The 20,135-nt window shown below is 61.6% G+C and carries 21 protein-coding genes; 3 read left to right on the forward strand and 18 right to left on the reverse strand.

The window, feature by feature from the left end:
- Nucleotides 1–5 precede the first annotated feature (5 nt).
- From AC0L2X_RS17160 to AC0L2X_RS17210, 11 genes are all read right to left on the reverse strand, one after another.
- Nucleotides 6–1,409, reverse strand: a complete 1,404-nt coding sequence (locus AC0L2X_RS17160; protein WP_473555404.1) for a pyruvate dehydrogenase complex E1 component subunit beta — start codon at nt 1,407–1,409, stop codon at nt 6–8.
- A 15-nt stretch (nt 1,410–1,424) separates the two neighbouring features.
- Entirely contained in the window at nt 1,425–2,465 is a 1,041-nt protein-coding gene (pdhA, locus tag AC0L2X_RS17165) for a pyruvate dehydrogenase (acetyl-transferring) E1 component subunit alpha (RefSeq protein WP_352491368.1), read from the reverse strand.
- 171 nt (nt 2,466–2,636) lie between these two features.
- A complete protein-coding gene (locus AC0L2X_RS17170; RefSeq protein WP_292655325.1) occupies nt 2,637–2,957 on the reverse strand; it encodes an FtsB family cell division protein in 321 nt (106 codons plus the stop codon).
- 135 nt (nt 2,958–3,092) lie between these two features.
- Nucleotides 3,093–4,367, reverse strand: a complete 1,275-nt coding sequence (eno, locus tag AC0L2X_RS17175; RefSeq protein ID WP_473555402.1) for a phosphopyruvate hydratase — start codon at nt 4,365–4,367, stop codon at nt 3,093–3,095.
- A 403-nt stretch (nt 4,368–4,770) separates the two neighbouring features.
- Nucleotides 4,771–5,136 (reverse strand): PRC-barrel domain-containing protein, encoded by a 366-nt coding sequence (locus tag AC0L2X_RS17180; protein WP_023675091.1) that lies wholly within the window; start codon nt 5,134–5,136, stop codon nt 4,771–4,773.
- A gap of 122 nt (nt 5,137–5,258) precedes the next feature.
- Nucleotides 5,259–6,110, reverse strand: coding sequence for a 3-deoxy-8-phosphooctulonate synthase (gene kdsA, locus AC0L2X_RS17185; RefSeq protein ID WP_473555400.1), 852 nt, complete (start codon nt 6,108–6,110; stop codon nt 5,259–5,261).
- Entirely contained in the window at nt 6,107–6,994 is an 888-nt protein-coding gene (locus AC0L2X_RS17190) for a VOC family protein (protein WP_473555397.1), read from the reverse strand. The genes kdsA and AC0L2X_RS17190 overlap by 4 nt, the downstream gene beginning before the upstream one ends.
- Before the next feature lie 96 nt (nt 6,995–7,090).
- Nucleotides 7,091–7,378: a Dabb family protein gene (locus AC0L2X_RS17195; RefSeq protein ID WP_473555395.1), complete on the reverse strand. Its 288-nt coding sequence runs from the start codon at nt 7,376–7,378 to the stop codon at nt 7,091–7,093.
- A 103-nt stretch (nt 7,379–7,481) separates the two neighbouring features.
- Nucleotides 7,482–7,616 (reverse strand): hypothetical protein, encoded by a 135-nt coding sequence (locus tag AC0L2X_RS17200; protein ID WP_292655342.1) that lies wholly within the window; start codon nt 7,614–7,616, stop codon nt 7,482–7,484.
- A 253-nt stretch (nt 7,617–7,869) separates the two neighbouring features.
- A complete protein-coding gene (locus AC0L2X_RS17205) occupies nt 7,870–9,849 on the reverse strand; it encodes a bifunctional 2',3'-cyclic-nucleotide 2'-phosphodiesterase/3'-nucleotidase (RefSeq protein ID WP_473555392.1) in 1,980 nt (659 codons plus the stop codon).
- Between the two features lie 131 nt (nt 9,850–9,980).
- Nucleotides 9,981–11,246: an NAD(P)/FAD-dependent oxidoreductase gene (locus AC0L2X_RS17210; protein ID WP_473555391.1), complete on the reverse strand. Its 1,266-nt coding sequence runs from the start codon at nt 11,244–11,246 to the stop codon at nt 9,981–9,983.
- A 180-nt stretch (nt 11,247–11,426) separates the two neighbouring features.
- On the opposite strand from AC0L2X_RS17210, the gene AC0L2X_RS17215 reads away from it, so the two are divergent.
- Nucleotides 11,427–12,083 carry a 5-formyltetrahydrofolate cyclo-ligase gene (locus AC0L2X_RS17215; RefSeq protein ID WP_352491374.1) on the forward strand — a complete coding sequence of 219 codons (657 nt, stop codon included), beginning with the start codon at nt 11,427–11,429 and terminating at the stop codon, nt 12,081–12,083.
- Between the two features lie 13 nt (nt 12,084–12,096).
- Here the strand turns inward: AC0L2X_RS17215 and AC0L2X_RS17220 are convergent, their stop codons facing one another.
- Entirely contained in the window at nt 12,097–12,570 is a 474-nt protein-coding gene (locus AC0L2X_RS17220) for an Lrp/AsnC family transcriptional regulator (protein ID WP_023675099.1), read from the reverse strand.
- Nucleotides 12,571–12,728: 158 nt separating this feature from the next.
- Between AC0L2X_RS17220 and ald the strand changes: the two genes are divergently transcribed.
- Entirely contained in the window at nt 12,729–13,844 is a 1,116-nt protein-coding gene (ald, locus tag AC0L2X_RS17225) for an alanine dehydrogenase (protein WP_352491375.1), read from the forward strand.
- A gap of 249 nt (nt 13,845–14,093) precedes the next feature.
- Here ald and AC0L2X_RS17230 read toward each other — a convergent pair whose 3' ends face one another.
- From AC0L2X_RS17230 to AC0L2X_RS17255, 6 genes are all read right to left on the reverse strand, one after another.
- On the reverse strand, nt 14,094–14,561 hold the full coding sequence (locus AC0L2X_RS17230; protein WP_473555388.1) for a DUF1203 domain-containing protein: 468 nt from the start codon (nt 14,559–14,561) through the stop codon (nt 14,094–14,096).
- A 76-nt stretch (nt 14,562–14,637) separates the two neighbouring features.
- Nucleotides 14,638–15,444, reverse strand: a complete 807-nt coding sequence (gene dapB / locus AC0L2X_RS17235; protein WP_473555386.1) for a 4-hydroxy-tetrahydrodipicolinate reductase — start codon at nt 15,442–15,444, stop codon at nt 14,638–14,640.
- 145 nt (nt 15,445–15,589) lie between these two features.
- Nucleotides 15,590–16,153, reverse strand: a complete 564-nt coding sequence (locus AC0L2X_RS17240) for a GNAT family N-acetyltransferase (RefSeq protein WP_473555384.1) — start codon at nt 16,151–16,153, stop codon at nt 15,590–15,592.
- A 5-nt stretch (nt 16,154–16,158) separates the two neighbouring features.
- Complete coding sequence (gene sseA / locus AC0L2X_RS17245; protein ID WP_473555382.1) at nt 16,159–17,010, reverse strand: 3-mercaptopyruvate sulfurtransferase; 852 nt, start codon at nt 17,008–17,010, stop codon at nt 16,159–16,161.
- Nucleotides 17,011–17,045: 35 nt separating this feature from the next.
- Nucleotides 17,046–17,789 carry an alanyl-tRNA editing protein gene (locus AC0L2X_RS17250; RefSeq protein WP_473555380.1) on the reverse strand — a complete coding sequence of 248 codons (744 nt, stop codon included), beginning with the start codon at nt 17,787–17,789 and terminating at the stop codon, nt 17,046–17,048.
- Nucleotides 17,789–18,823 (reverse strand): cysteine synthase A, encoded by a 1,035-nt coding sequence (locus AC0L2X_RS17255; protein ID WP_473555378.1) that lies wholly within the window; start codon nt 18,821–18,823, stop codon nt 17,789–17,791. The genes AC0L2X_RS17250 and AC0L2X_RS17255 overlap by 1 nt, the downstream gene beginning before the upstream one ends.
- Before the next feature lie 215 nt (nt 18,824–19,038).
- Here AC0L2X_RS17255 and AC0L2X_RS17260 point away from each other — a divergent pair, with 215 nt between their 5' ends.
- Complete coding sequence (locus AC0L2X_RS17260; RefSeq protein WP_352491382.1) at nt 19,039–19,860, forward strand: SDR family NAD(P)-dependent oxidoreductase; 822 nt, start codon at nt 19,039–19,041, stop codon at nt 19,858–19,860.
- Nucleotides 19,861–20,135: the final 275 nt, after the last annotated feature.

Raw genomic sequence — 20,135 nt, forward strand, 5'->3', positions numbered from 1 at the left:
CCTGCTCAGCGATACGTGACGGCTTTGACCGCCTCGACGACCTCGCCGACATTGGGCAGCGCCAGCTTTTCGAGGTTCGCCGCATAGGGCATCGGCACGTCCTTGCCGGCAATGGTGATGACCGGTGCATCGAGGAAATCGAAGGCGCGCTGCGAGACCTGGTTGGCGATATGGTCGCCGACCGAGTTCTGCGGAAAGCCTTCCTCGACCACCACCAGGCGATTGGTCTTCTTGACCGAGGCGATGATCGTGTCGAAGTCGAGCGGGCGGATGGTGCGCAAGTCGATGACCTCGGCATCGATGCCCATGCCACGCAACTCCGCCTCGGCCTTGATCGCGTAGGTCATGCCGATGCCGAACGAGACGATGGTCACGTCCTTGCCGGATTTGTGAATGCGCGCCTTGCCGATCGGCAACACGAAATCGTCCATCTTCGGCACGTCGAAGGAGTGGCCGTAAAGGATTTCGTTCTCAAGGAAGATGACCGGGTTCGGGTCGCGGATCGCCGCCTTAAGCAGACCCTTGGCGTCGGCGGCGGTGTAAGGCATTACCACCTTCAGGCCGGGAATATGGCTGTACCAGGCGGCATAACATTGCGAATGCTGCGCGGCGACGCGGGCAGCCGCGCCGTTCGGGCCGCGAAAGACGATCGGGGCGCCCATCTGGCCGCCGGACATATAGAGCGTCTTGGCGGCTGAATTGATGATCTGGTCGATCGCCTGCATGGCGAAGTTGAAGGTCATGAATTCGACGATCGGCTTCAGGCCGGCCATCGCCGCGCCAACACCAACGCCGGCAAAGCCGTGCTCGGTGATCGGCGTGTCGACCACGCGCCGCGGACCGAATTCCTGCAATAGGCCTTGCGTGATCTTGTAGGCGCCCTGATACTCGGCGACCTCCTCGCCCATGACAAAGACATCGCCGTCGCGGCGCATTTCCTCAGCCATTGCATCGCGCAAGGCTTCACGCACCGTGGTCGAGACCATTTCGGTGCCGGCCGGGATGTCCGGATCGGCGGCAATTTCCAACCTGGGCGCGGCGGCAACAGGTGCTGCAGCTTCGCTCTTGGCCGGAGCGGCAGCGGGGGGCGGAGCGGCAGCGGGCGCTTCTGCTTGCGACTTGATAGCCTCCTCGCCGATGCCTTCGCCTGCCTCGTCAATGTCTTCGCCATCGACGGCCAGCACAGCGATCAGGGTGTTGACCTTGACGCCTTCGGTGCCGGCAGGAACCACGATCTTGGCAAGCGTGCCTTCGTCCACGGCTTCGACTTCCATCGTTGCCTTGTCGGTCTCGATCTCGGCAATGGCGTCACCGGCCACGACCTTGTCGCCCTCTTTCTTCAACCACTTGGAAACGTTACCCTCTTCCATGGTCGGCGAGAGGGCGGGCATGAGAATTTCGATCGGCATGTCCTTGCCCTCTCGTTAAAGTACGATATCGGTCCAGAGCTCGGACGGATCCGGCTCCGCGTCGTTCTGGGCAAATTCTGCGGCGTCGGCGACAACGTCGCGGACTTCCTTGTCGATGGCCTTGAGCTCGTCCTCGCTTGCCCATTTTTTGTCGAGCAGCCGCGCCTTGACCTGCTCGATCGGGTCACGTTCTGAGCGCATTTTCTGCACTTCTTCCTTGGAGCGGTATTTTGCCGGATCCGACATCGAATGGCCGCGGTAACGATAGGTCTGCATTTCGAGAATGAGCGGCCCATTGCCGGCGCGGCACCATTCGGCGGCGAGGTCGCCGGCGGCCTTCACGGCGCGCACATCCATGCCGTCGACCTGGATGCCTGGAATCTTGAAGGAGGCGCCGCGGTGCGAGAAATCCGTCTCGGCCGACGAGCGCGAGACCGAGGTGCCCATGGCGTAGCGGTTGTTCTCGATGATGTAGATCACCGGAAGCTTCCACAGCGAGGCCATGTTGAAGCTTTCGTAGACCTGGCCCTGGTTCGCGGCGCCATCGCCGAAATAGGTCAGCGTCACATTGTTGTTGCCGCGATAACGGTTGGCGAAGGCAATGCCGGTGCCGAGCGACACTTGCGCGCCGACGATGCCGTGGCCGCCGTAAAAATGCTTCTCCTTGGAGAACATGTGCATCGAGCCGCCCTTGCCCCTGGAAAGGCCGCTACGGCGCCCGGTCAGTTCGGCCATGACGCCGCGCGGCGACAACTCCATGGCCAGCATATGACCATGGTCGCGATAGGCGGTGATCATCTGGTCGCCATCGATCAGCGCCATCTTCATGCCGGTAACGACCGCTTCCTGGCCGATGTAGAGGTGGCAGAAACCGCCGATGAAGCCCATGCCGTAAAGCTGGCCGGCCTTTTCCTCGAAGCGGCGGATGAGCAGCATGTGCCGGTAGGCGGCAAGCTCCTGGTCCTTGGTGAACTCAACAGGCTTTGGGGTGGAAAGGCCCGGCGTTTTGCCGTCGGATTTGGATTTGGCAGGCGCTCTTCTGGTGGCGGTGGCCATGCATCACTCCCTGTGGGCGTCTCTTGGCGGACAGCGAGGGAGATCAGTTCTCCCACCGATTTGAGGCAGGCTAACATGCAGGGAAGGCTTTCGCCATGCCGAAAACGCATGGCTGTCATGCATCTAAGCAATTAAAATCATTGCAAATATCGCTGATTAACTGAGATCAGGTTATCTTGCGACCGGCAGCATGATGGTGATCTCGTCGGCGTGGGACAGATTAAGTGCCTTGCGCGCCTGCTCGTCCAGCATGTCCTTCTCCAGCGTGCCCTCATGCATCAGCTGAACGCGGCGCTCGAGGTCGATCCGGCGCGCCTTGACGGCATCGAGCCTGCCCTGCAATTCGGCAGTCTCGGCTTCGAGCTGATACTTGGAATAGATGCCGAACTCGCCATGATAGGCATGGAAGCCGAAATAAGTCAGGAACACCACGCAGAGCGAGGGGATGATCAGCCGGCCGGTGTTTCTTTGCTTGTGCTGGCGTGTCCACATGGTCCGAATCCTCTACGCCACCTTTGTCGCCCGATTGTGCTTAATGGACGGTTACAGACTGTTGGATTCAGAGCCAGGAAGCAAAAAAGGGCGGGAATGTCCCCGCCCTCGCCGCCGCGGATTTTCTCTCGAAAATCAGCTTTTCACGATGGACTTGCCGGCATATCGCGCCTGCTTGCCGAGCTCCTCCTCGATGCGGATGAGCTGGTTGTACTTGGCCATGCGATCGGAGCGTGACAGCGAACCCGTCTTGATCTGCCCGCAATTGGTGGCAACGGCGAGGTCGGCGATGGTCGAATCCTCGGTCTCGCCCGAGCGGTGCGACATCACCGCGGTATAGCCGGCCTTGTGCGCGGTCTCGACGGCGTCGAGCGTTTCGGTAAGCGAGCCGATCTGGTTGACCTTGACCAGGATCGAATTGGCGACACCCATGCGGATGCCGTCGCGCAGCCGCGCCGTGTTGGTGACGAACAGATCGTCGCCAACCAGCTGCGTTTGCTTGCCGATGAGATCGGTCAGTATTTTCCAACCGTCCCAGTCATCCTCCGCCAGGCCGTCCTCAATGGTGATGATCGGGTAGTCGGCAGCAAGCTTGGCCAGATATCTGGCCTGCGCCTTCGGGTCGCGGGTTTTCCTCTCGCCTTCATAGACGTAGTTGCCATCCTTGAAGAATTCGGTCGCCGCGCAGTCGAGGCCTAGCGCAACCTCCTCGCCGGGCTTGAAGCCAGCCTGCTCGATCGATTCCATGATGAAGTCGAGCGCGGCCGGCGCGCTCTTCAGGTTGGGGGCAAAGCCGCCCTCGTCGCCGACATTGGTGTTATGGCCGGCGCCCTTCAGCTTCTTTCGCAGCGTATGAAAGATCTCCGAGCCCCAGCGCACGCCGTCGCGCAGCGTCGGCGCGCCGATCGGCAGGATCATGAATTCCTGGAAATCGATCGGGTTGTCGGCATGCGCGCCGCCATTAATGATGTTCATCATAGGCACCGGCAGCACATGGGCCTTGGTGCCGCCGACATAACGGTAGAGCGGCAGGTCGGCCGCTTCGGCCGCGGCCTTGGCCACCGCCAGCGACACGCCGAGGACGGCGTTGGCGCCGAGCCGGCTCTTGTTGGGCGTACCATCGAGCTCGATCATGGTCTGGTCGATATGGATCTGATTCTCTGCCTCCATGCCGCCGATCGCCTCGAACAGCTCGCCGTTCACCGCCTCGACCGCTGTCAGCACGCCCTTGCCGAGATAGCGGGGGCCGCCATCGCGCAGTTCGACCGCCTCATGCGCGCCGGTCGAGGCACCGGACGGCACCGCGGCGCGACCCATCGAGCCGTCTTCGAGCACGACGTCGACCTCGACGGTCGGATTTCCGCGGCTGTCCAGGATTTCACGCCCGACAATGTCGATGATGGCCGTCATTGCGATGTCCCCAATTGATCGATTGAAGCGTCGCGCACCTCTTAGCCAAAGCGCCGCAAAACGCAATCGGGGCACCTGCAAATATTGCCCGTGCGCTACGGGATTCACGAAGCACGAAGCGCTGTCATCATTTGTCATGCGCCGCATGCCGGTTTCTGGGATATGGCTCTTGTCGCGCGGGGCGAAACAGGAGGAGTTTCGCCATGTCCCAGTTGAGCGGTATTGTGAGTTTGTTCCTGATTGCGGCTGCGTTCCTGACGTCGTGCGACAATCAGCAACCCCCGCAGGGATCGTCGCCTTTGCCGGCCCTGCAGATTGCGCAGTAGCATCCCGCCACATCGAAAGGCCCCCGATTTCCGGGGGCCTTTTTTGATTCCAGGAGACTTAGTCAGTGCCAGTAAGGTCAGTGCCAGTAAGGCTCGACCTTGTAGTAGTTGTATGAGGCGTCACGCGCGGCCTCGCCGTCGGCGCCGGTCAGCTCGTTGATCGAATAGGAAGGAGCGGCCATCAGCTGGTCTTTGGTGAACGGCACGACATAGCCACCCTTGTTCTCATCATAGTCTAGGCTCGCCCACGGAATGGCGTGGTATTTCTCGCCGATGCCGAGAAATCCGCCAAAACCGATCACGGCAAACATGATTCCGTTCGACAATTTGTCGAGCATGACGTCCTCGATGTCGCCGATATGAGTGCCTTCCGTATTGTAGACCGATGTGCCGATAACCCGCGAAGCGGCGATGGCTTCGGTGTGTCCCGTCTGGGTCGTCATGGTGTGCTCCTCGTCATCGTTGACATTAGATTTTGACAATGAGGGCCGCGGGCTAAGGTTCCAGGCGGGTTCGAAATTCTTCAAAGTTTTCTTGGCGACGCTGCTGTGGCGCTACCGCTGGTTCAACCCACGCTTTTGGCGATGCGATCGAACGCCATCAGCCGTTCAAGCAATGCGGGAAGATCCTTCAGCGGCACCATGTTGGGACCGTCGGAAGGCGCGTTGTCGGGGTCCTGGTGCGTCTCGATGAAGACGCCGGCGACGCCAACCGCGACGGCCGCGCGCGCCAGCGTCTCGACAAAGCGCCGGTCACCTCCAGACGAACCGCCCTGCCCACCCGGCTGCTGCACGGAATGGGTGGCATCGAAAATCACCGGCGCGCCGATCTCGGCCATGATCGGCAGCGCCCGCATGTCGGACACCAGGGTGTTGTAACCAAAGGATGCGCCGCGCTCGGTGACCAAGACATTGGCGTTGCCGGAGCCGATGATCTTGGCGACGACGTTCTTCATGTCCCACGGCGCGAGGAATTGCCCCTTCTTCACATTGACCACCTTGCCGGTTCTTGCCGCAGCAATCAGCAAATCGGTCTGCCGGCTAAGGAAGGCGGGAATCTGCAGGATATCGACATGCGGCGCGACGATCGCGCATTGTTCCTCAGTGTGGACGTCGGTCAGGATCGGCAGCGAAAAATTCTTGCGCAAATCGTCGAAGATCGGCATTGCCGCTTCAAGTCCCGCACCGCGCGTGCCGCCAAGCGAGGTGCGATTGGCCTTGTCGTAACTGGTCTTGTAGACGAGCCCGATGCCGAGCCTTTCGGTCAGTTCCTTTAGCGCACCGGCCATGTCGAAAGCGTGCTGCCGCGATTCCAGCTGGCATGGACCGGCGATCAGCGACAGGGGCGCGCCGTTGCCGAAAATGACCTTGCCGACCGCAACGGAAGAGTTCGGCATCAGTGGATTGAGCTTGTTCATGCGATCTCCCGGAAAATGAAGGCTGCGCCCTGCCCTGGCGCCGGCGGCACGATGATATCACCGCCGCGCATGTGATGTTCGACGGAATTGGCTGCAAGCAGCTTGGCGACGGCATCGCCGTGCCTAATCGAAAAGACGATCCCAGCAAAGCGGAGTTCAGATGGTGCGCCGGCAGGAATGCCGAAGCGTGCCGAATAGGCTGCAGGATCCAGAACGGTCACGACGGCATTCGGCAGCTCACAGACAGTGCCGCCGCCCTGAGCCTCGATTCCGGCTGCGATCGAAATCACATTGCGTTGTTCGGAAGGTTCGCCACTGACTGCCACGACTTCGACAATGCCGGTTGCGCTATTAGCGTGGGCCTGCAACGCAGTGCGGTCGAGGTTCGGCGCATTGATCCGCTCGCAGGCGAAGAGAAAAGCGTCCGTTGTCTTGCCTGTAGCCGCGAAGGCCAGTTTGAACGATGCGGTGTCGCTCTTTCCCGCCGCATCGGTGAAGGCGCGCGAAAAGCTTAGCGCGTCTCCCGCCGACAGACCGGCTTCCATGTAGCGCGCGTGGTCCGCGGCGGCGCTTTCGGTGCCCAGCGCCACGGCAGAAAATCCTTCATCGCCGTTTTCTTCGCGATAGGTGCGATCACGCGCGACAAAGACATTGCGGTTCGCGATCGCCGTTGCCACGGCCTGCCGGTCAGCGACCGCGAGCGGCTCGAGATAGGTACCGTCGGTGAGGAAGACACAGCAGTTTTCCGTTCCGAAAGGGTGGATACCTGTCGGCGCAACGGTAAAGCCGAGCGAGGTCAAGCGCGCCCGCGCAACATCGAGGCTCGCTGTCGGCAGCACCAGGTGATCGAGCGGATGAGGCCTTGCGGGGGTGTTCTCGGTCATGTCCCGCGCGATGTGCCTCATTCCTGAAAACGGTTCAAGGGCTTGGCCGACGCCTCAGCGGCAAGACCACCTCAGCCCGTAGGGGACGGCGGCTCGTCAACTTGCAACAATGTCGGCCGAATAACGCAATTCGCGCAGAGGTTTGACCCGGCTGGTTGTCTCTGCATAGAGCGGATGCGCCTTGTAGGCGGCGAGCGCCGCTTCGTCCTCGAACTCGGCATAGACGACCACATCGATCTCATCCGAGAGCGGGTCGACCTTAGTGTTGAGCGTCACCTCGAAATGACGCGAATGAGGTATCTTGGCAAGCGCCAGGAGGCCCGTGCGCACTGCCTCGACATCCGCTTTATGCCGTGCGCTGAAGAAAACGATATGCCGGATCAACCCAGCCTCCTCGACCGTTGGACCGGCGTTCTTTTGTGTCAGCGGCAGCGTGCCGTCAATCGGCAGGTTTGTCGCGTCTGCGAACCGTAGCAGCGAAGAGAAACTACACCATGCTGGTTACATAGTGCACGATGCGGGTCACCTCCCTGACCGTCCTGTCGAGGTAGCGGCCTTGGTTGTAAATGCCGTCCCAGATCAGGAAAAAGGTGACAGTCGTGATGACGATGACATAACGCATGACTAAAACTAGCGCATATGGACGCTTGCAACCATAGCGATTCCAACGCTGCTTGGGAGGCCCCCCGAATTTTTTAGCGAGCCTTAATCTAGTTGCCCTGGGATTCTTGCTGGCCTCGCCTCGGTCTCCACACGCCCCCGCCGTCAAGCGGCGTTTCGTACCACCTCCTGACAAGGTCCCCCTGCCTGGGAGTGGCTGCCGTATCGGGACATTTTCTTAACCCTGAGACAGTTTCGAGCCGACGCTCAAATCCTCAAAGAGTGATGCGGTATTTTGCAAAGCCTGCTTCGCCCTCGCCCGCCGGCTCGATCTTCAGCGACTTCACTTGCGCAATGAAATCCTTCGCCTTGGCGCCGGTCTCGAATACGACGCTGGTTCCCGGTAGTGGCGCAAACGACCAGTTGGCGTCCGCCGACGGGTTGATGGTGCTTTTGCTGACGATATAGCGCACGATCACGTCGCGGTTGGTGTCGGGCGCTTCGTAGATGATCTTCGAGGCATTGATCTCCGGGAAATTGCCGCCGCCGCCGGCCCGGTAGTTGTTGGTGGCGACGACGAATTTTCGCTTGGGATCAATTGGTTTGCCGTCGAACATCAAGTCAATGATGCGGGTCGAGCCGGCATTCACCAGCCCGCCCTTCGAATCATATTTCGGTGGCTGCGACAGATCGATCTTGTATGTGACGCCGTCGATCACGTCGAAATTATAGGATGGGAAGTCGGTGTTGACGAGCGCCTGGTCGGCTTTGCCCGGTTCGATCCGGTTGAAGATGCCGGCCGACATTTCCAGCCATTCCTTCACCTCTGCCCCGGTGATTTCGACGGCGCGCACCGTGTTTGGATAGAGGTAGAGGTCGGCGACGTTCTTGATGGCGATATCGCCCACCGGCACGTCGGTGTAATAGTCGGCTCCGTTGCGCCCCCCGGCCTTGAACGGTGCCGCCGCCGACAACAACGGCATATCCTTCCACTCTGTGTTCTTCAGGATGTCCTTCAAGTACCAGGTCTGCGCCTGGCTGACGATCTGCACCGATGGATCGTCGGCAACCAGCGTAAAATAGGAATAGAGCGGCGCCGAGGTTTTGCCGACCGGCCGGCGCACATAGGCAAGCGTCGCCTCGTGGTCCTGTTTGAGCGCGTCGACGATGCGCTGGTCGTCCGCGACGGTCGGCTTGTTCGTCTTGTCGACCTGCTCAAAGATAGGCCTGGCCTCAGAGATCGCCGAGGCGATTTTCCACGTCGATCCGTCGCGCTCCAGCAACAGGTCGATCAGCCCCATATGCGAGCCCCAGAAGCCGGCCATGACGGCGGGCTTGCCCTGCAACGTGCCCTTCGCCGTATCGACCGCGTCCAGTGACTGAAAGTCCTTCTTGCCGGGGAAGACGAGATGCTGGTGGCCGGTGAACACCGCATCGATACCTTCGACACCGGCAACGAAGAAGGAGGCATTCTCCATCATGTCGCTTTGCTTCACGTCGATGCCGGAATGGGAGAGCGCAATGACGATGTCAGCGCCTTCTTCCTTCATTTGCGGCACCCACGCTTTGGCCGCCTCGACGATGTCGCGCGTCTTGACGCTGCCCTGGAGATTTTTCAGGTCCCAGACCATGATCTGCGGCGGCACGAAGCCGATGATGCCAACCCGGATCGGTTGCTCGGCGCCCGACCCGTCTTTGATCTTCCTGTCGAGGATGACGTAAGGCTTGAGATAAAGCTTGTCGTCGCGCGGGTTCGCGGCGAGCTCCGTGCCGCGGATCAGGTTCGCGCAGACAAACGGGAAATTGGCACCGGCCAGCACCTTGTCCATGAACGACAGGCCATAGTTGAACTCGTGGTTGCCGAGCGTCGAGCATTCGTAGCCGAGCAGGTTCATGCCCTTCATGACCGGATGCAGATCGCCGTCCTTCATCCCCCTCTCGTAGGCGATGTAGTCGCCCATTGGGTTGCCTTGCAGAAGGTCGCCATTATCGATCAGCATCGCGTTGGTTGCTTCCTTGCGCACGGCTTCAATCAACGATGCCGTTCGCGACAGCCCCATCGTGTCGTTAGCTTTGTCGGCGTAGTAATCGTAAGGCAGCACGTTCACGTGGATGTCGGTCGTCTCCATAATCCTCAGATGCGCCTGATTGGCTTGAGCCCGGGCGGAGAACGGGTGCAGCATGATCAGCGCTCCGCTGGCGGCAACGCCGGCGAGGAAATCGCGGCGTGAGACTAGGTGGCGCAATTGGGACATTCGTTTTCTCTTTCTTCCACGACGTGACAAGTCCTGCCCGAAGCAAAGCTTCGCGCCGAAATACAGCCGAGTTCAGAAGCCGATTCCATCAAGAGGAGGTGACGCGCCGATGAATGTCCGGCAGCGAACAATCAGCCCTTATCGTCGTCACCCTGGGTGATCAGCCGAGCGCTGCGCTGACCGGTGAAGTAGATCCATAGCCAGCTCAGGGAAACCGCAAGCCGGTTACGAAAGCCGATCAGGAAGTAGATATGCGCCAAGCCCCATAACCACCAGGCAAGCCGGCCGGTAAGCTTGATCCAGCCGAAATCGATGACCGCGGCGCGCTTGCCGATCGTCGCCAGATCGCCGTCATGCCTGTAGCTGAAAGGACGCGGCGTCGCGTCACCGGCAAGCCTTGCCTTGATCGTCGCGGCGACGTGCCGTCCCTGCTGCTTGGCGGCGGGCGCGACGCCCGGCACCAGCCGGCCGTCCGGCCGCAGGACGTGCGCTGCGTCACCGACGACGAAAATCTCCGGGTTTCCCGGCACACTCAGGTCGGGCTCGACAAACACCCTGCCCGCGCGGTCCGCTGCCGCGCCGAGCCATTCGGCGGCCGGGGAAGCGGCGACGCCCGCCGCCCACAGGATTGTCCTGGCCGGCAAATGGGCGTCGCCGAAGACGACACCCTCGGCATCGCAGCGCGTAACCGCCCTGCCGAGTTCGACGGTCACGCCGAGCCGTTCGAGCGCCTTCGTTGCATAATCGGAGAGTTCGGGAGCGAAATTCGAGAGGATGCGGTCGCCGGCCTCAATCAGCACCACACGCGTCTCGCGCGTATCGATGTTGCGGAACTCGCCGCGCAGCGTGTCATGCGCAAGTTCGGCAATGGTGCCGGCCAGTTCCACGCCGGTCGGCCCGCCGCCGACGATCGCCAGCGTCAGCAATGCCTGGCGCTTGGCGGGATCGGTTTCCCGCTCGGCCTGCTCGAAAGCCAAAAGAATACGCCGTCGAATGGTGGTGGCGTCCTCCAGCGTCTTCAGGCCCGGGGCGAACGGCTCCCATTCGTCATGGCCGAAATAGGCGTGTCGCGCGCCGGTGGCCAGCACCAGCGTGTCGTAAGCGACCGTGCCGCCGTCCTGCAGCAGCACCCGCTTGCCGCCGCGGTCGATTCCAGTCACGGCGGCGAGCAGCGTCGTCACGTCATTGCGCTTGCGCAGGAGATGGCGGATCGGCCAGGCCACTTCGGAGGTGGCCAGCGCCGTCGTCGCCACCTGGTAGAGCAGCGGCTGAAAAAGGTGATGATTGCGCCTGTCGATCATGGTGATGCGCACCGGTGCGCCGGCAAGTGCGCGGGTGAATTCGAGGCCGCCGAAACCGGCACCTACGACGACGACGTGATGGTTGGCTGTGTTCATCTCACTTATCCCTCTCGCCAAGACTGATGTAAGTATCGTTGTGCAGTGCAGCAATGGCTGCGCTGCAACTGCCTGGGACTCGTCTCTTGATGTCGTGAATACGCATGCTGCAGGCCCATTCCCGGATATAGCCTACGTCCAGGATACGACTTGGTTGGAACTGTATATTGCAGGTGAAGCATGGCTAGGGATGAAGACGAAGGCTCAGCGCAGTACGCCTCGCCGCCTTGTTTTATGCACGAGCTCGACCCGGAGTTCCAAGCGCCGCTATCCGACTGGACCGACGTAAGGCGCTGGCGCAAGGCCGAGCGCGAGCGGTTGATCGCATCCCGCCTTGCCGTTTCAGCCGACACGCGCGCAGCCATGTCGCAGCGCATTGCCGAAGGGCTCGACGCGGTGATCGGCGACATCGCCGGCCGCATGGTCAGCCTCTATTGGCCGTTTCGCGGCGAGCCGGACCTGCGCCCGTGGATGGAAACCGTTAACGCGCGGGGCGGGCGCACGGCGTTGCCCGTCGTCGTGGAGAAAGACCGGCCGCTTGTCTTTCGCGCCTATACCCACGGAGACCGGCTGGAGAAGGGCGTCTGGAATATCCCGATACCGGCTGACGGCGATCCGGTGCTGCCCGACATCGTCATTTCGCCGATTGTCGGCATCGATCCCGGGCAGTTTCGCCTGGGTTATGGCGGCGGCTTCTTCGATCGCACGCTTGCCGCGATGCCCTCCAAACCGCTGGTCATCGGCGTCGGCTACGAACTGCAGCGCATCGTCACCATCTACCCACAGCCGCACGACATTCCGATGGACCGTGTGGTGACCGAGGCATTCAACACCTAGGCGAGTTCGGGGCCTAGGCGAGCTCGGGCTTCATTCCCACGGCAGTGCGATCGACGATTTCGCGCAAGGCAAAAGACGAATTGATCTTCGTCACATGCGGCATTGCCGACAGCCACTCCTTGTGGATACGTTCGTAGTCGACGAGATCCTTTGCCGCGATGCGCAGGATGTAGTCATATTCGCCCGACATCAAATGGCAGGACAGGACGTTCGGGCAGCGCTTTATCGCCGCCTCGAAATCCGACAACGTCTTCTCGAATTGCCCGGACAGCGATATATGCACGATCGCCGTCATCTGGTGCCCAAGTGCAGCATTGGAAAGCCGGGCATGATAGCCGCGGATGGTTCCGGATTTTTCCAGATTGTCCAGTCGCCGCGAACAGGCCGACTGCGACAGGCCAACCTTCTCGGCCAGCGCTGCGTTCGGTATCCGCCCGTCTTTCTGCAATGTCTCGAGAATGGCGATATCAATCCTGTCGAGCGGCATTTTTGCGGGTTCCTGCGACAATTCTAATGTTTTGCGCAACGATTATCGAACAGTGGCCTCTCAGGCAAGCGCATTCGCAAACACCTACCGAGCGATTCGTGGTTCACTATCTCTGGACAGGGAACAGCCCCAAAAAGGGGACGGATCAGGAGAAAAAAATGCGCGTCGGTTGCCCCCGGGAAATCAAGAACCATGAATACCGCGTCGGCCTGACACCCGGTTCGGTCCGCGAATATGTCGCGCATGGCCATGAAGTGCTGGTCGAGACCGGCGCTGGCGCCGGCATCGGCGCCGACGACAACGCGTATCGTGCCGCCGGCGCCACGATTGCCAAGACGGCCGCCGACGTGTTTGCCAAGTCGGACATGATCGTGAAGGTCAAGGAGCCGCAGCCCAACGAATGGGTTCAGCTCCGCGACGGCCAGATCCTCTATACCTATCTGCATCTTGCTCCGGATCCGGAGCAGACCAAGGGCCTGCTGGCCTCCGGCGTGACCGCGATAGCTTACGAGACCGTCACCGACGAGCGCGGCGGCCTGCCGCTCCTAGCACCGATGTCGGAAGTCGCCGGCCGCCTGTCGATCCAGGCGGGCGCCACGGCGCTGCAAAAGGCCAATGGTGGCCGCGGTGTGCTACTTGGCGGCGTGCCCGGCGTGCTGCCCGGCAAGGTCACTGTGCTCGGCGGCGGCGTCGTCGGCCTGCATGCCGCACGGATGGCGGCCGGCCTTGGCGCCGATGTCACTATCATCGACCGCTCGATCCCGCGCCTGCGTCAGCTCGACGATATCTTTGGCGGCCGCGTCCACACCCGCTACTCGACCGTCGAGGCGCTGGAGGAAGAATGTTTTTCGGCTGACATAGTCGTCGGCGCCGTGCTGATCCCGGGGGCAGCAGCACCCAAGCTGGTGACGCGCGAAATGCTGTCGGGCATGAAGAAAGGCGCCGTGCTGGTCGACGTCGCCATCGACCAGGGCGGCTGTTTCGAGACCTCGCACGCCACGACCCATGCCGAGCCGACCTATGAGGTCGACGGCGTCATCCACTATTGCGTCGCCAACATGCCGGGTGCGGTGCCGGTCACCTCAGCCCACGCGCTCAACAATGCGACGCTGCATTATGGCCTGCAGCTCGCCGACAAGGGCCTCAAGGCGCTGGTAGACGACCACCATCTGCGCAACGGGCTGAACGTCCACAAGGGCAAGATCACGAATCGCGCAGTGGCCGAAGCGCTCGGTTACGAGCTGGTCGAGCCGAAGGCCGTTCTCGCCGCCTGAGCTGTCCGAATCTGCCTCTCCAGTGCCCGTCGGATTCGTCCGACGGGTTTTTTCTTATGTCGAAAAACTGAAAAGTGTCGAGGCGCGCGGAATGACCGGACAACAAAAAAGCGGAGCCAAAGCCCCGCTTCCTCGATTGTCGAAAATTCCCGCCGGTTCATCCGCGGTCGGCAAATCGATCGACAGTGTCTTTCTACCGCCGGTATGCGACGGGCGTACGACAGCCCCAAGCCGGTGCAGCCTGTCCGGTTACGCGCGGTCGATCCGGCACTGATAGCAATTGTTGCCCGCCGAGCGGATGTGGACGTAAGCGATGTCGTCGCGTTCGAACAACGTCTCTGCCCGTGCGGCAATGGCGTCGGTCGGAATTACGCCGCCGCTGCCGTAAACGATGCGGTCGTCCTTGCCATAACCGCGCACGATGTAATCGCTGCTTTCGAGTATTTCGGGAAGCAACTCAACCTCGACAGCGCGTTCGCATTCTTCAGCATGAAGAAAGATCGGCCCGGTTTCGGTATAAGGCTGCAGCTCCGGAAAAGGCCGATATGCCAGAACAAGATAGGCTTCTCCCGTAGCAACGTTCTTCAGGCAGTGACGGCAAGGCACGCCGTCGCCGTCCGAAATCTGCCGCTCTGGCTTAAGGCCATAAGCATCCGCCCCGCCGCGCTGAAGTGCCCGGACGGCATCGGTTGGCAAGGCTTTGAATTTTAGCGTCATGGCATGATCTCCGGTGTGTCGACTGGAGATTATGCTCGCAAGACGGAGCTTCCCACCCGATTCCTGCCGAAATGGATCAATCCATCAGCGCGTCGAGACCACGAACCAGACCTTTGATCTGCTGCACCCGTCTGATGGCGAGCAGCGTGCCCGCCACGTAAGGCGCCGCGGACGAGCCAGCGTCGTGGCGGATGGTCAGCCGCTCGTCTGGCAGGCCGAACAGCGCCTCGCAGGACAGGATGTAGGACGGCAGGCGAAGCGCGTGCACTTGCACCCCCTCGCCTGCGCCGACCGCACCACCGCGTGTAGCGGGCACGCCAGAGACCTCGGAGACCGGCTTTGCCGTTGAGGCCTTGCGGATGTCGGCCAGCGCCTCAGCAAGCTCCCGTGCGGTACCGGAGGGCGCGTCGGGCTTCTTTGCACTGGCATAATCGATGACCTCGACATCCGGCACGTATTTTGCCGCCATAAGTGCAAACCGCTTCATCAGCGTGGCGGTGATGGAAAAGTTGCCGGCGGCAACGACGCCGACGCCGTTGGCGCGCGCCGCGGCGTCGATGTCGGCATAGTCGGCAGCACCCAGTCCCGACGTGCCGATCACAGCGTGCCGTCCCTTGTCGATGGCGAGCAGCACATGGTCTTTCACGACATGCGGCTTGGTGAAGTCGACCAGCACGTCCGACGGCGCCTCCAGCGCCTCGGCCAGCGAGGCGGAAACGGTGATACCATTAGCCGGCATGCCAACCAGCAGACCGGAATCCTGCCCCGCGCCGCTGCGTGATACCGCCCCGGCCAGCGCCATGTCGCCTTGCGCCCCGATCGCCGGAACCAGCGCCTTGCCGACCCAGCCGGTCGCGCCGGCCATTACCACGCGTATTGCCATCGTGCGATCCTCCATCGGTTTTTAGACGATAGCGATATGGAAAGAGCCAAGCTCATTCAAGCCGGGTCCGCCTTTGAGTGTTGATCCAGAGACCCTGGGACGTGGCAACGACAAGCTGAAGCTTGGATGAACGGGCCTGAAAAAATCAAAGCCGCATGACGCTGGCCGCCCGCTCGGCAAAAGACATCGGATGTACGACCTCCTTTTTTTGCGCCACTGGCGTAAAGCCGATTTTTTGATAGAGCGGCAGTGCTGCTGGGTGATCGAGGGTGCAGGTCTGCACCGTCACCCGCTTTGGCCCGTGCGACCAGGCTGCGGCGATTGCCGCACCGAGGAACCAGCGGCCGATGCCTTGCCCGGTCGCGTGCTCCATCATTCCGAAATAGGCGAGTTCGACTTCTTCCGGCAAATGCGGCTTGAGGTCGAAGAAGCCGGCCGGCGCACCATCCAGATAAAGTACCCTGATGTCGCGGTCCTCGCGGTGGATGCCCGCCGCAAGCTCCTCGTCGCTCAGCCTCAGCACATTGACCCAGTGCCATTTGCGGCCGACCCGATCCATCAAATAGCGGTAGAAATGCAGCGGAATGTCTTTGGTCTTGAGCAGCGCGATCTGGCGGTTGTAGGGCAGCGGCGGCGAATAGGCAGGCGGCACATGCATTTCGAGAAACGTCACGGTGACGTCGATGTCTTCCAGCGATCCGTCTTCCATCCCCGTCAGTCCTTGCCCGTCACGACGGGCGTGTCGGAAAGCCCGCCCCATTCGGTCCATGAACCGTCATAAAGCCTGTTGTCGGCATGGCCAAGCGTCTCCAAAGCCAGCGTGATGGCTGCCGCGGTGACGCCCGACCCGCAGGAGGTGACGACCGGCTTCGACAGGTCGATGCCGGCTCCTTCGATCACTTTGCGTAGCCTGTCCTTCGGCAACAATTCGCCGTTTTCCGAAAGCGCCGAAAACGGCACGTTGTGCGCGCCCGGCATATGGCCGGAGCGGATGCCGGGGCGCGGCTCCGGCTCGGTGCCGGCAAAACGGCCAGGCGAGCGCGCGTCGGCGATCTGGCTCTCCCCCGTCTCGACGATCCGGCGCATGTCGGCAAGGCTGGCGACGCGGGCCGCATCGAAGTTGGCATAAAACACGCAAGGCGCGATCTTCGTCGGCTCCGCCGTCACCGGCCGTCCGGCGGCTTTCCAACGGTCGAAGCCGCCGTCGAGCATATAGACCTGGAACACGCCCATGACGCGAAACAACCACCAGGCGCGCGGTGCAGAAAAGAACCCTGGCCCGTCATAGACAACAATCGTGTCATCGGCCGAAATACCCATCGCGCCGACATATTGCGCGAAATGCTGCGGCGACGGCAGCGTGTGCGGCAGAGCCGCGTCGGGGTCCGAAACCGCATCCTGGTCGAGGAAGCGGGCGCCTGGAATATGCGCTGCGTCATACTCGGCGCGCGCGTCACGCTTTTGCGCCGGCAGATACCAGGACGCGTCTACAATCGTCAGGCCGGGCTCGCCGAGCCGCTTCTGTAACCAATCGGCATCGATGGTGAAAGGACTGTCGTCGGCCATCTTTTCTCTCCTGTCCCGCCCGTCGCAGTCCTATATCAGGCTGGCGGCATAGGACCAAAGCGAATGCGGAAGCGCCGGTTCTCGCGACCCTTCTTCTCGATCTTGCCGATATGGATCTCGCCGATTTCGCTGGTGCTCTTTACATGGGTGCCGCCGCAAGGCTGGCTGTCGATCGAGGCGTTCTCGCCGATGCAGACCAATCGGATCTTTCCCGTGCCGGCCGGGGGCCGCACATTCTTGGATTTCACCAGGCCCGGATTGGATGCCAGTTCCTCGTCGGAAATGAGCCGGGTGAAGATCGGGTGGTCGGCTCGCACCAGCTCCATCAGTCTGGCCGTCACGTCTTCCTTGCTAAAGCCGGCGTCCGGGATGTCGAAATCGATACGGCTGTCGTCCTCGGAAACCGCGGCGCCGGTGATCGGGAACGGACAGACGACGGTAAGCAGGTGGCAGGCAGAATGCATGCGCATCAGCAACTGCCGCCGCGGCCAGTCGATGGCGAGCCTCATGCGCTCGCCCACCTTTGGAACTGCCTGCTCCGGCGCCGGCACATGGATGATCTCGTCCTTGGTTTCGCCGGTGATCGTAGCGGCAATCGCTATGCCGGTGCCGTCGGCGCGTTCGAGGCTACCGGTGTCGCCCGGCTGCCCGCCCGATGTGGCGTAAAACACCGTCCGGTCCAGAATGATGCCGCCGCGATCGTTGACTGCGACGACGGTGGCGTCGGCCGTCCCCAGATAGGTGTCGTCACGAAACAGCGCTTCGGTCTTGTGCGCCATCACGCAACCCTTTCGAATGGCACCGAAATCGTGCTCTGTTGCTCCATCCAGCCCGGCACCGGCAGCTTCTTTTCGCGCAGGAATTCAGGATTGAACAGCTTCGACTGGTAGCGCGTGCCGTAGTCGCAAAGCATGGTCACGATGGTGTGGCCGGGGCCTAGCTCGCGCGCCAGGCGAATGGCGCCGGCAATGTTGATGCCCGTCGAACCGCCAACGCAAAGCCCCTCCTCCTGGATCAGGTCGAATACGATCGGCAGTGCGTCCTCGTCGGGGATCTGGAAGGCAAAATCGGGTGTAAAGCCTTGGAGGTTGGCGGTGATCCGCCCCTGCCCGATGCCTTCGGTGATCGAACTGCCCTCGGATTTCAGCTTGCCGCTGGTGTAGAAGGAATAGAGCGCTGCCCCCAGCGGATCGGCCAGCGCGATCTTGACCTGGTTGTTTTTGGCCTTCAGCCCGAAACCGACGCCTGCCAGAGTGCCGCCGGAACCGACCGCCGACACGAAACCATCCACCTTGCCGGCAGTCTGGTTCCAGATTTCTTCGGCCGTGGTGCGGATATGGCCGTCACGGTTGGCGACATTGTCGAACTGGTTGGCCCAGATCGCGCCGTTCGGCTCGGTCTTCGCCATCTGATCGGCCAGCCGGCCCGACAGCTTCACGTAGTTGTTCGGGTTCTTGTAAGGCACGGCGGGCACTTCGATCAGCTCGGCGCCGAGCAGTTTGATCGTATCCTTCTTCTCCTGGCTCTGGGTGTCGGGAATGACGATCACCGTGCGATAGCCGAGCGCCTTGGCAACCAGTGTCAATCCGATGCCGGTATTTCCGGCCGTCCCCTCGACGATGACGCCGCCGGGCCGCAGCAGCCCGCGCTGCTCCGCATCGCGGATGATAAACAGGCCGGCGCGGTCCTTGACCGACTGCCCGGGATTCATGAATTCGGCCTTGCCCAGGATCTCGCAGCCGGTTGCTTCCGAGGCCTTGTTGAGGCGGATCAGGGGCGTGTTGCCGATCACGTCGATCACAGAACGGGGCATGGAGATTCCTTTGTGGGTGCGGCGAAACCCTAGAAACCCGAAGCTTCGGTTTCAAGGCAAGAATTTGCCTGGTCCAGTCGCATTTCGCACACTGCAATTCCTGCAGCCAGGCGCGCCCGGCCGGTATTCATTTCAACCATGTACCGAAAAGCACTCTTTTCATTCGATTTCTTCACCGTTAGAGCACAAGCTAAGAAGAGCCGGCGGGGCGCAGCATGACACTCTATCGGGCCAATCCGAAGCATGGCGTCGCCTGGATTACGGGCGGCAGCAGCGGTATCGGCCGTTCGCTGACCAAGGATCTTGCCGCTCGGGGCTATGTCGTCGCGGTGACTGCGCCCGATGACCATCCGATCGATACGCTCATCGTCGAAACGGCGCAGATGGCGGGCCGTGTCGCAGCCTATCCTTGCGACGTGACCGACGAAAAACGTATGGCGAAGACGGTTGCAGCGATCGAGAAAGATCTCGGTCCGATCGTGTTGGCAGTGTTCAACGCTGGAAGCTATATCGCAACGCCGGGCGAGGATCTTGTGGCGCGCAATTTCCGTCGGTCTTTCGAGGTCAATTATTTCGGCATCATCAATGGCCTGGTGCCTGTCATCGAACGCATGCGCATACGCTCGCGCGGTCATGTCGTGCTGATCGGTTCGGTCACCGCCTATTTCGGCTGGCCGACCACCGCCGCCTATGGCGGCACCAAGGCGGCAGTCAATATCCTGGCCGAGTCGCTGAAATACGATTTCGACAAGATGAACGTCCGCATCCAGGTGATTAATCCGGGCTTTGTCGACACGCGGCTGACCGAAAAGAACTTCCTGCCGATGCCGGGCTTGATGCCGGTCAATCTGGCCTCGCGCCGCATCGCGCAAGGCATCGAATACGGCGGCTTCGAAGTCACTTTCCCACGCCGCCTGAGCTGGACGCTGAAGCTGCTCAGGATGCTGCCGAGGCCGTTCTGCCGATGGGTGATCAGCACGGTCACCCGCTGGAATGCGCGGCCGCTGAATTTCGACCGCAAGCCGCCGGTCGAATAGGATCAGTGACGGGGCGACGATCATGTTTGCGGGTCGCTGGGGCGCCAGGTCATTGCCGGCGACGCGCTGTCGCCATCGACCACGGCTTTCCTCGCGCGGCGGATTGTCATTTGGATCGAGGCGGTGGTGAAGTGAACCAAAGGCCCTCAAGCAAAAGGGGGGGGGGGGCGGGGGGGGGGGGGGGGGCCGCCCGGCCGGCGGCCGCCCCCCCCCGAGGGGGCGCGCCAAGCCGCCGACATAATATAGAACGCCCCCGCCCCCCGCGGCGCGGCCGC

The organism is Mesorhizobium sp. WSM4828 (genome assembly GCF_055811175.1).

Bases quoted from the DNA above. Each gene is read 5' to 3' on its own strand.
- AC0L2X_RS17160 (WP_473555404.1), bottom strand. From the start codon at position 1,409: ATGCCGATCGAAATTCTCATGCCCGCCCTCTCGCCGACCATGGAAGAG.
- eno (WP_473555402.1), bottom strand. From the start codon at position 4,367: ATGACGGCCATCATCGACATTGTCGGGCGTGAAATCCTGGACAGCCGC.
- AC0L2X_RS17240 (WP_473555384.1), bottom strand. From the start codon at position 16,153: ATGGAAGACGGATCGCTGGAAGACATCGACGTCACCGTGACGTTTCTC.
- AC0L2X_RS17230 (WP_473555388.1), bottom strand. From the start codon at position 14,561: ATGACGCTAAAATTCAAAGCCTTGCCAACCGATGCCGTCCGGGCACTT.
- dapB (WP_473555386.1), bottom strand. From the start codon at position 15,444: ATGGCAATACGCGTGGTAATGGCCGGCGCGACCGGCTGGGTCGGCAAG.
- AC0L2X_RS17200 (WP_292655342.1), bottom strand. From the start codon at position 7,616: ATGCGTTATGTCATCGTCATCACGACTGTCACCTTTTTCCTGATCTGG.
- AC0L2X_RS17255 (WP_473555378.1), bottom strand. From the start codon at position 18,823: ATGCCCCGTTCTGTGATCGACGTGATCGGCAACACGCCCCTGATCCGC.
- AC0L2X_RS17205 (WP_473555392.1), bottom strand. From the start codon at position 9,849: ATGTCCCAATTGCGCCACCTAGTCTCACGCCGCGATTTCCTCGCCGGC.
- AC0L2X_RS17170 (WP_292655325.1), bottom strand. From the start codon at position 2,957: ATGTGGACACGCCAGCACAAGCAAAGAAACACCGGCCGGCTGATCATC.
- ald (WP_352491375.1), top strand. From the start codon at position 12,729: ATGCGCGTCGGTTGCCCCCGGGAAATCAAGAACCATGAATACCGCGTC.
- AC0L2X_RS17215 (WP_352491374.1), top strand. From the start codon at position 11,427: ATGGCTAGGGATGAAGACGAAGGCTCAGCGCAGTACGCCTCGCCGCCT.
- AC0L2X_RS17250 (WP_473555380.1), bottom strand. From the start codon at position 17,789: ATGGCGCACAAGACCGAAGCGCTGTTTCGTGACGACACCTATCTGGGG.
- AC0L2X_RS17260 (WP_352491382.1), top strand. From the start codon at position 19,039: ATGACACTCTATCGGGCCAATCCGAAGCATGGCGTCGCCTGGATTACG.
- AC0L2X_RS17190 (WP_473555397.1), bottom strand. From the start codon at position 6,994: ATGACCGAGAACACCCCCGCAAGGCCTCATCCGCTCGATCACCTGGTG.
- kdsA (WP_473555400.1), bottom strand. From the start codon at position 6,110: ATGAACAAGCTCAATCCACTGATGCCGAACTCTTCCGTTGCGGTCGGC.
- sseA (WP_473555382.1), bottom strand. From the start codon at position 17,010: ATGGCCGACGACAGTCCTTTCACCATCGATGCCGATTGGTTACAGAAG.
- pdhA (WP_352491368.1), bottom strand. From the start codon at position 2,465: ATGGCCACCGCCACCAGAAGAGCGCCTGCCAAATCCAAATCCGACGGC.
- AC0L2X_RS17210 (WP_473555391.1), bottom strand. From the start codon at position 11,246: ATGAACACAGCCAACCATCACGTCGTCGTCGTAGGTGCCGGTTTCGGC.
- AC0L2X_RS17180 (WP_023675091.1), bottom strand. From the start codon at position 5,136: ATGACGACCCAGACGGGACACACCGAAGCCATCGCCGCTTCGCGGGTT.
- AC0L2X_RS17220 (WP_023675099.1), bottom strand. From the start codon at position 12,570: ATGCCGCTCGACAGGATTGATATCGCCATTCTCGAGACATTGCAGAAA.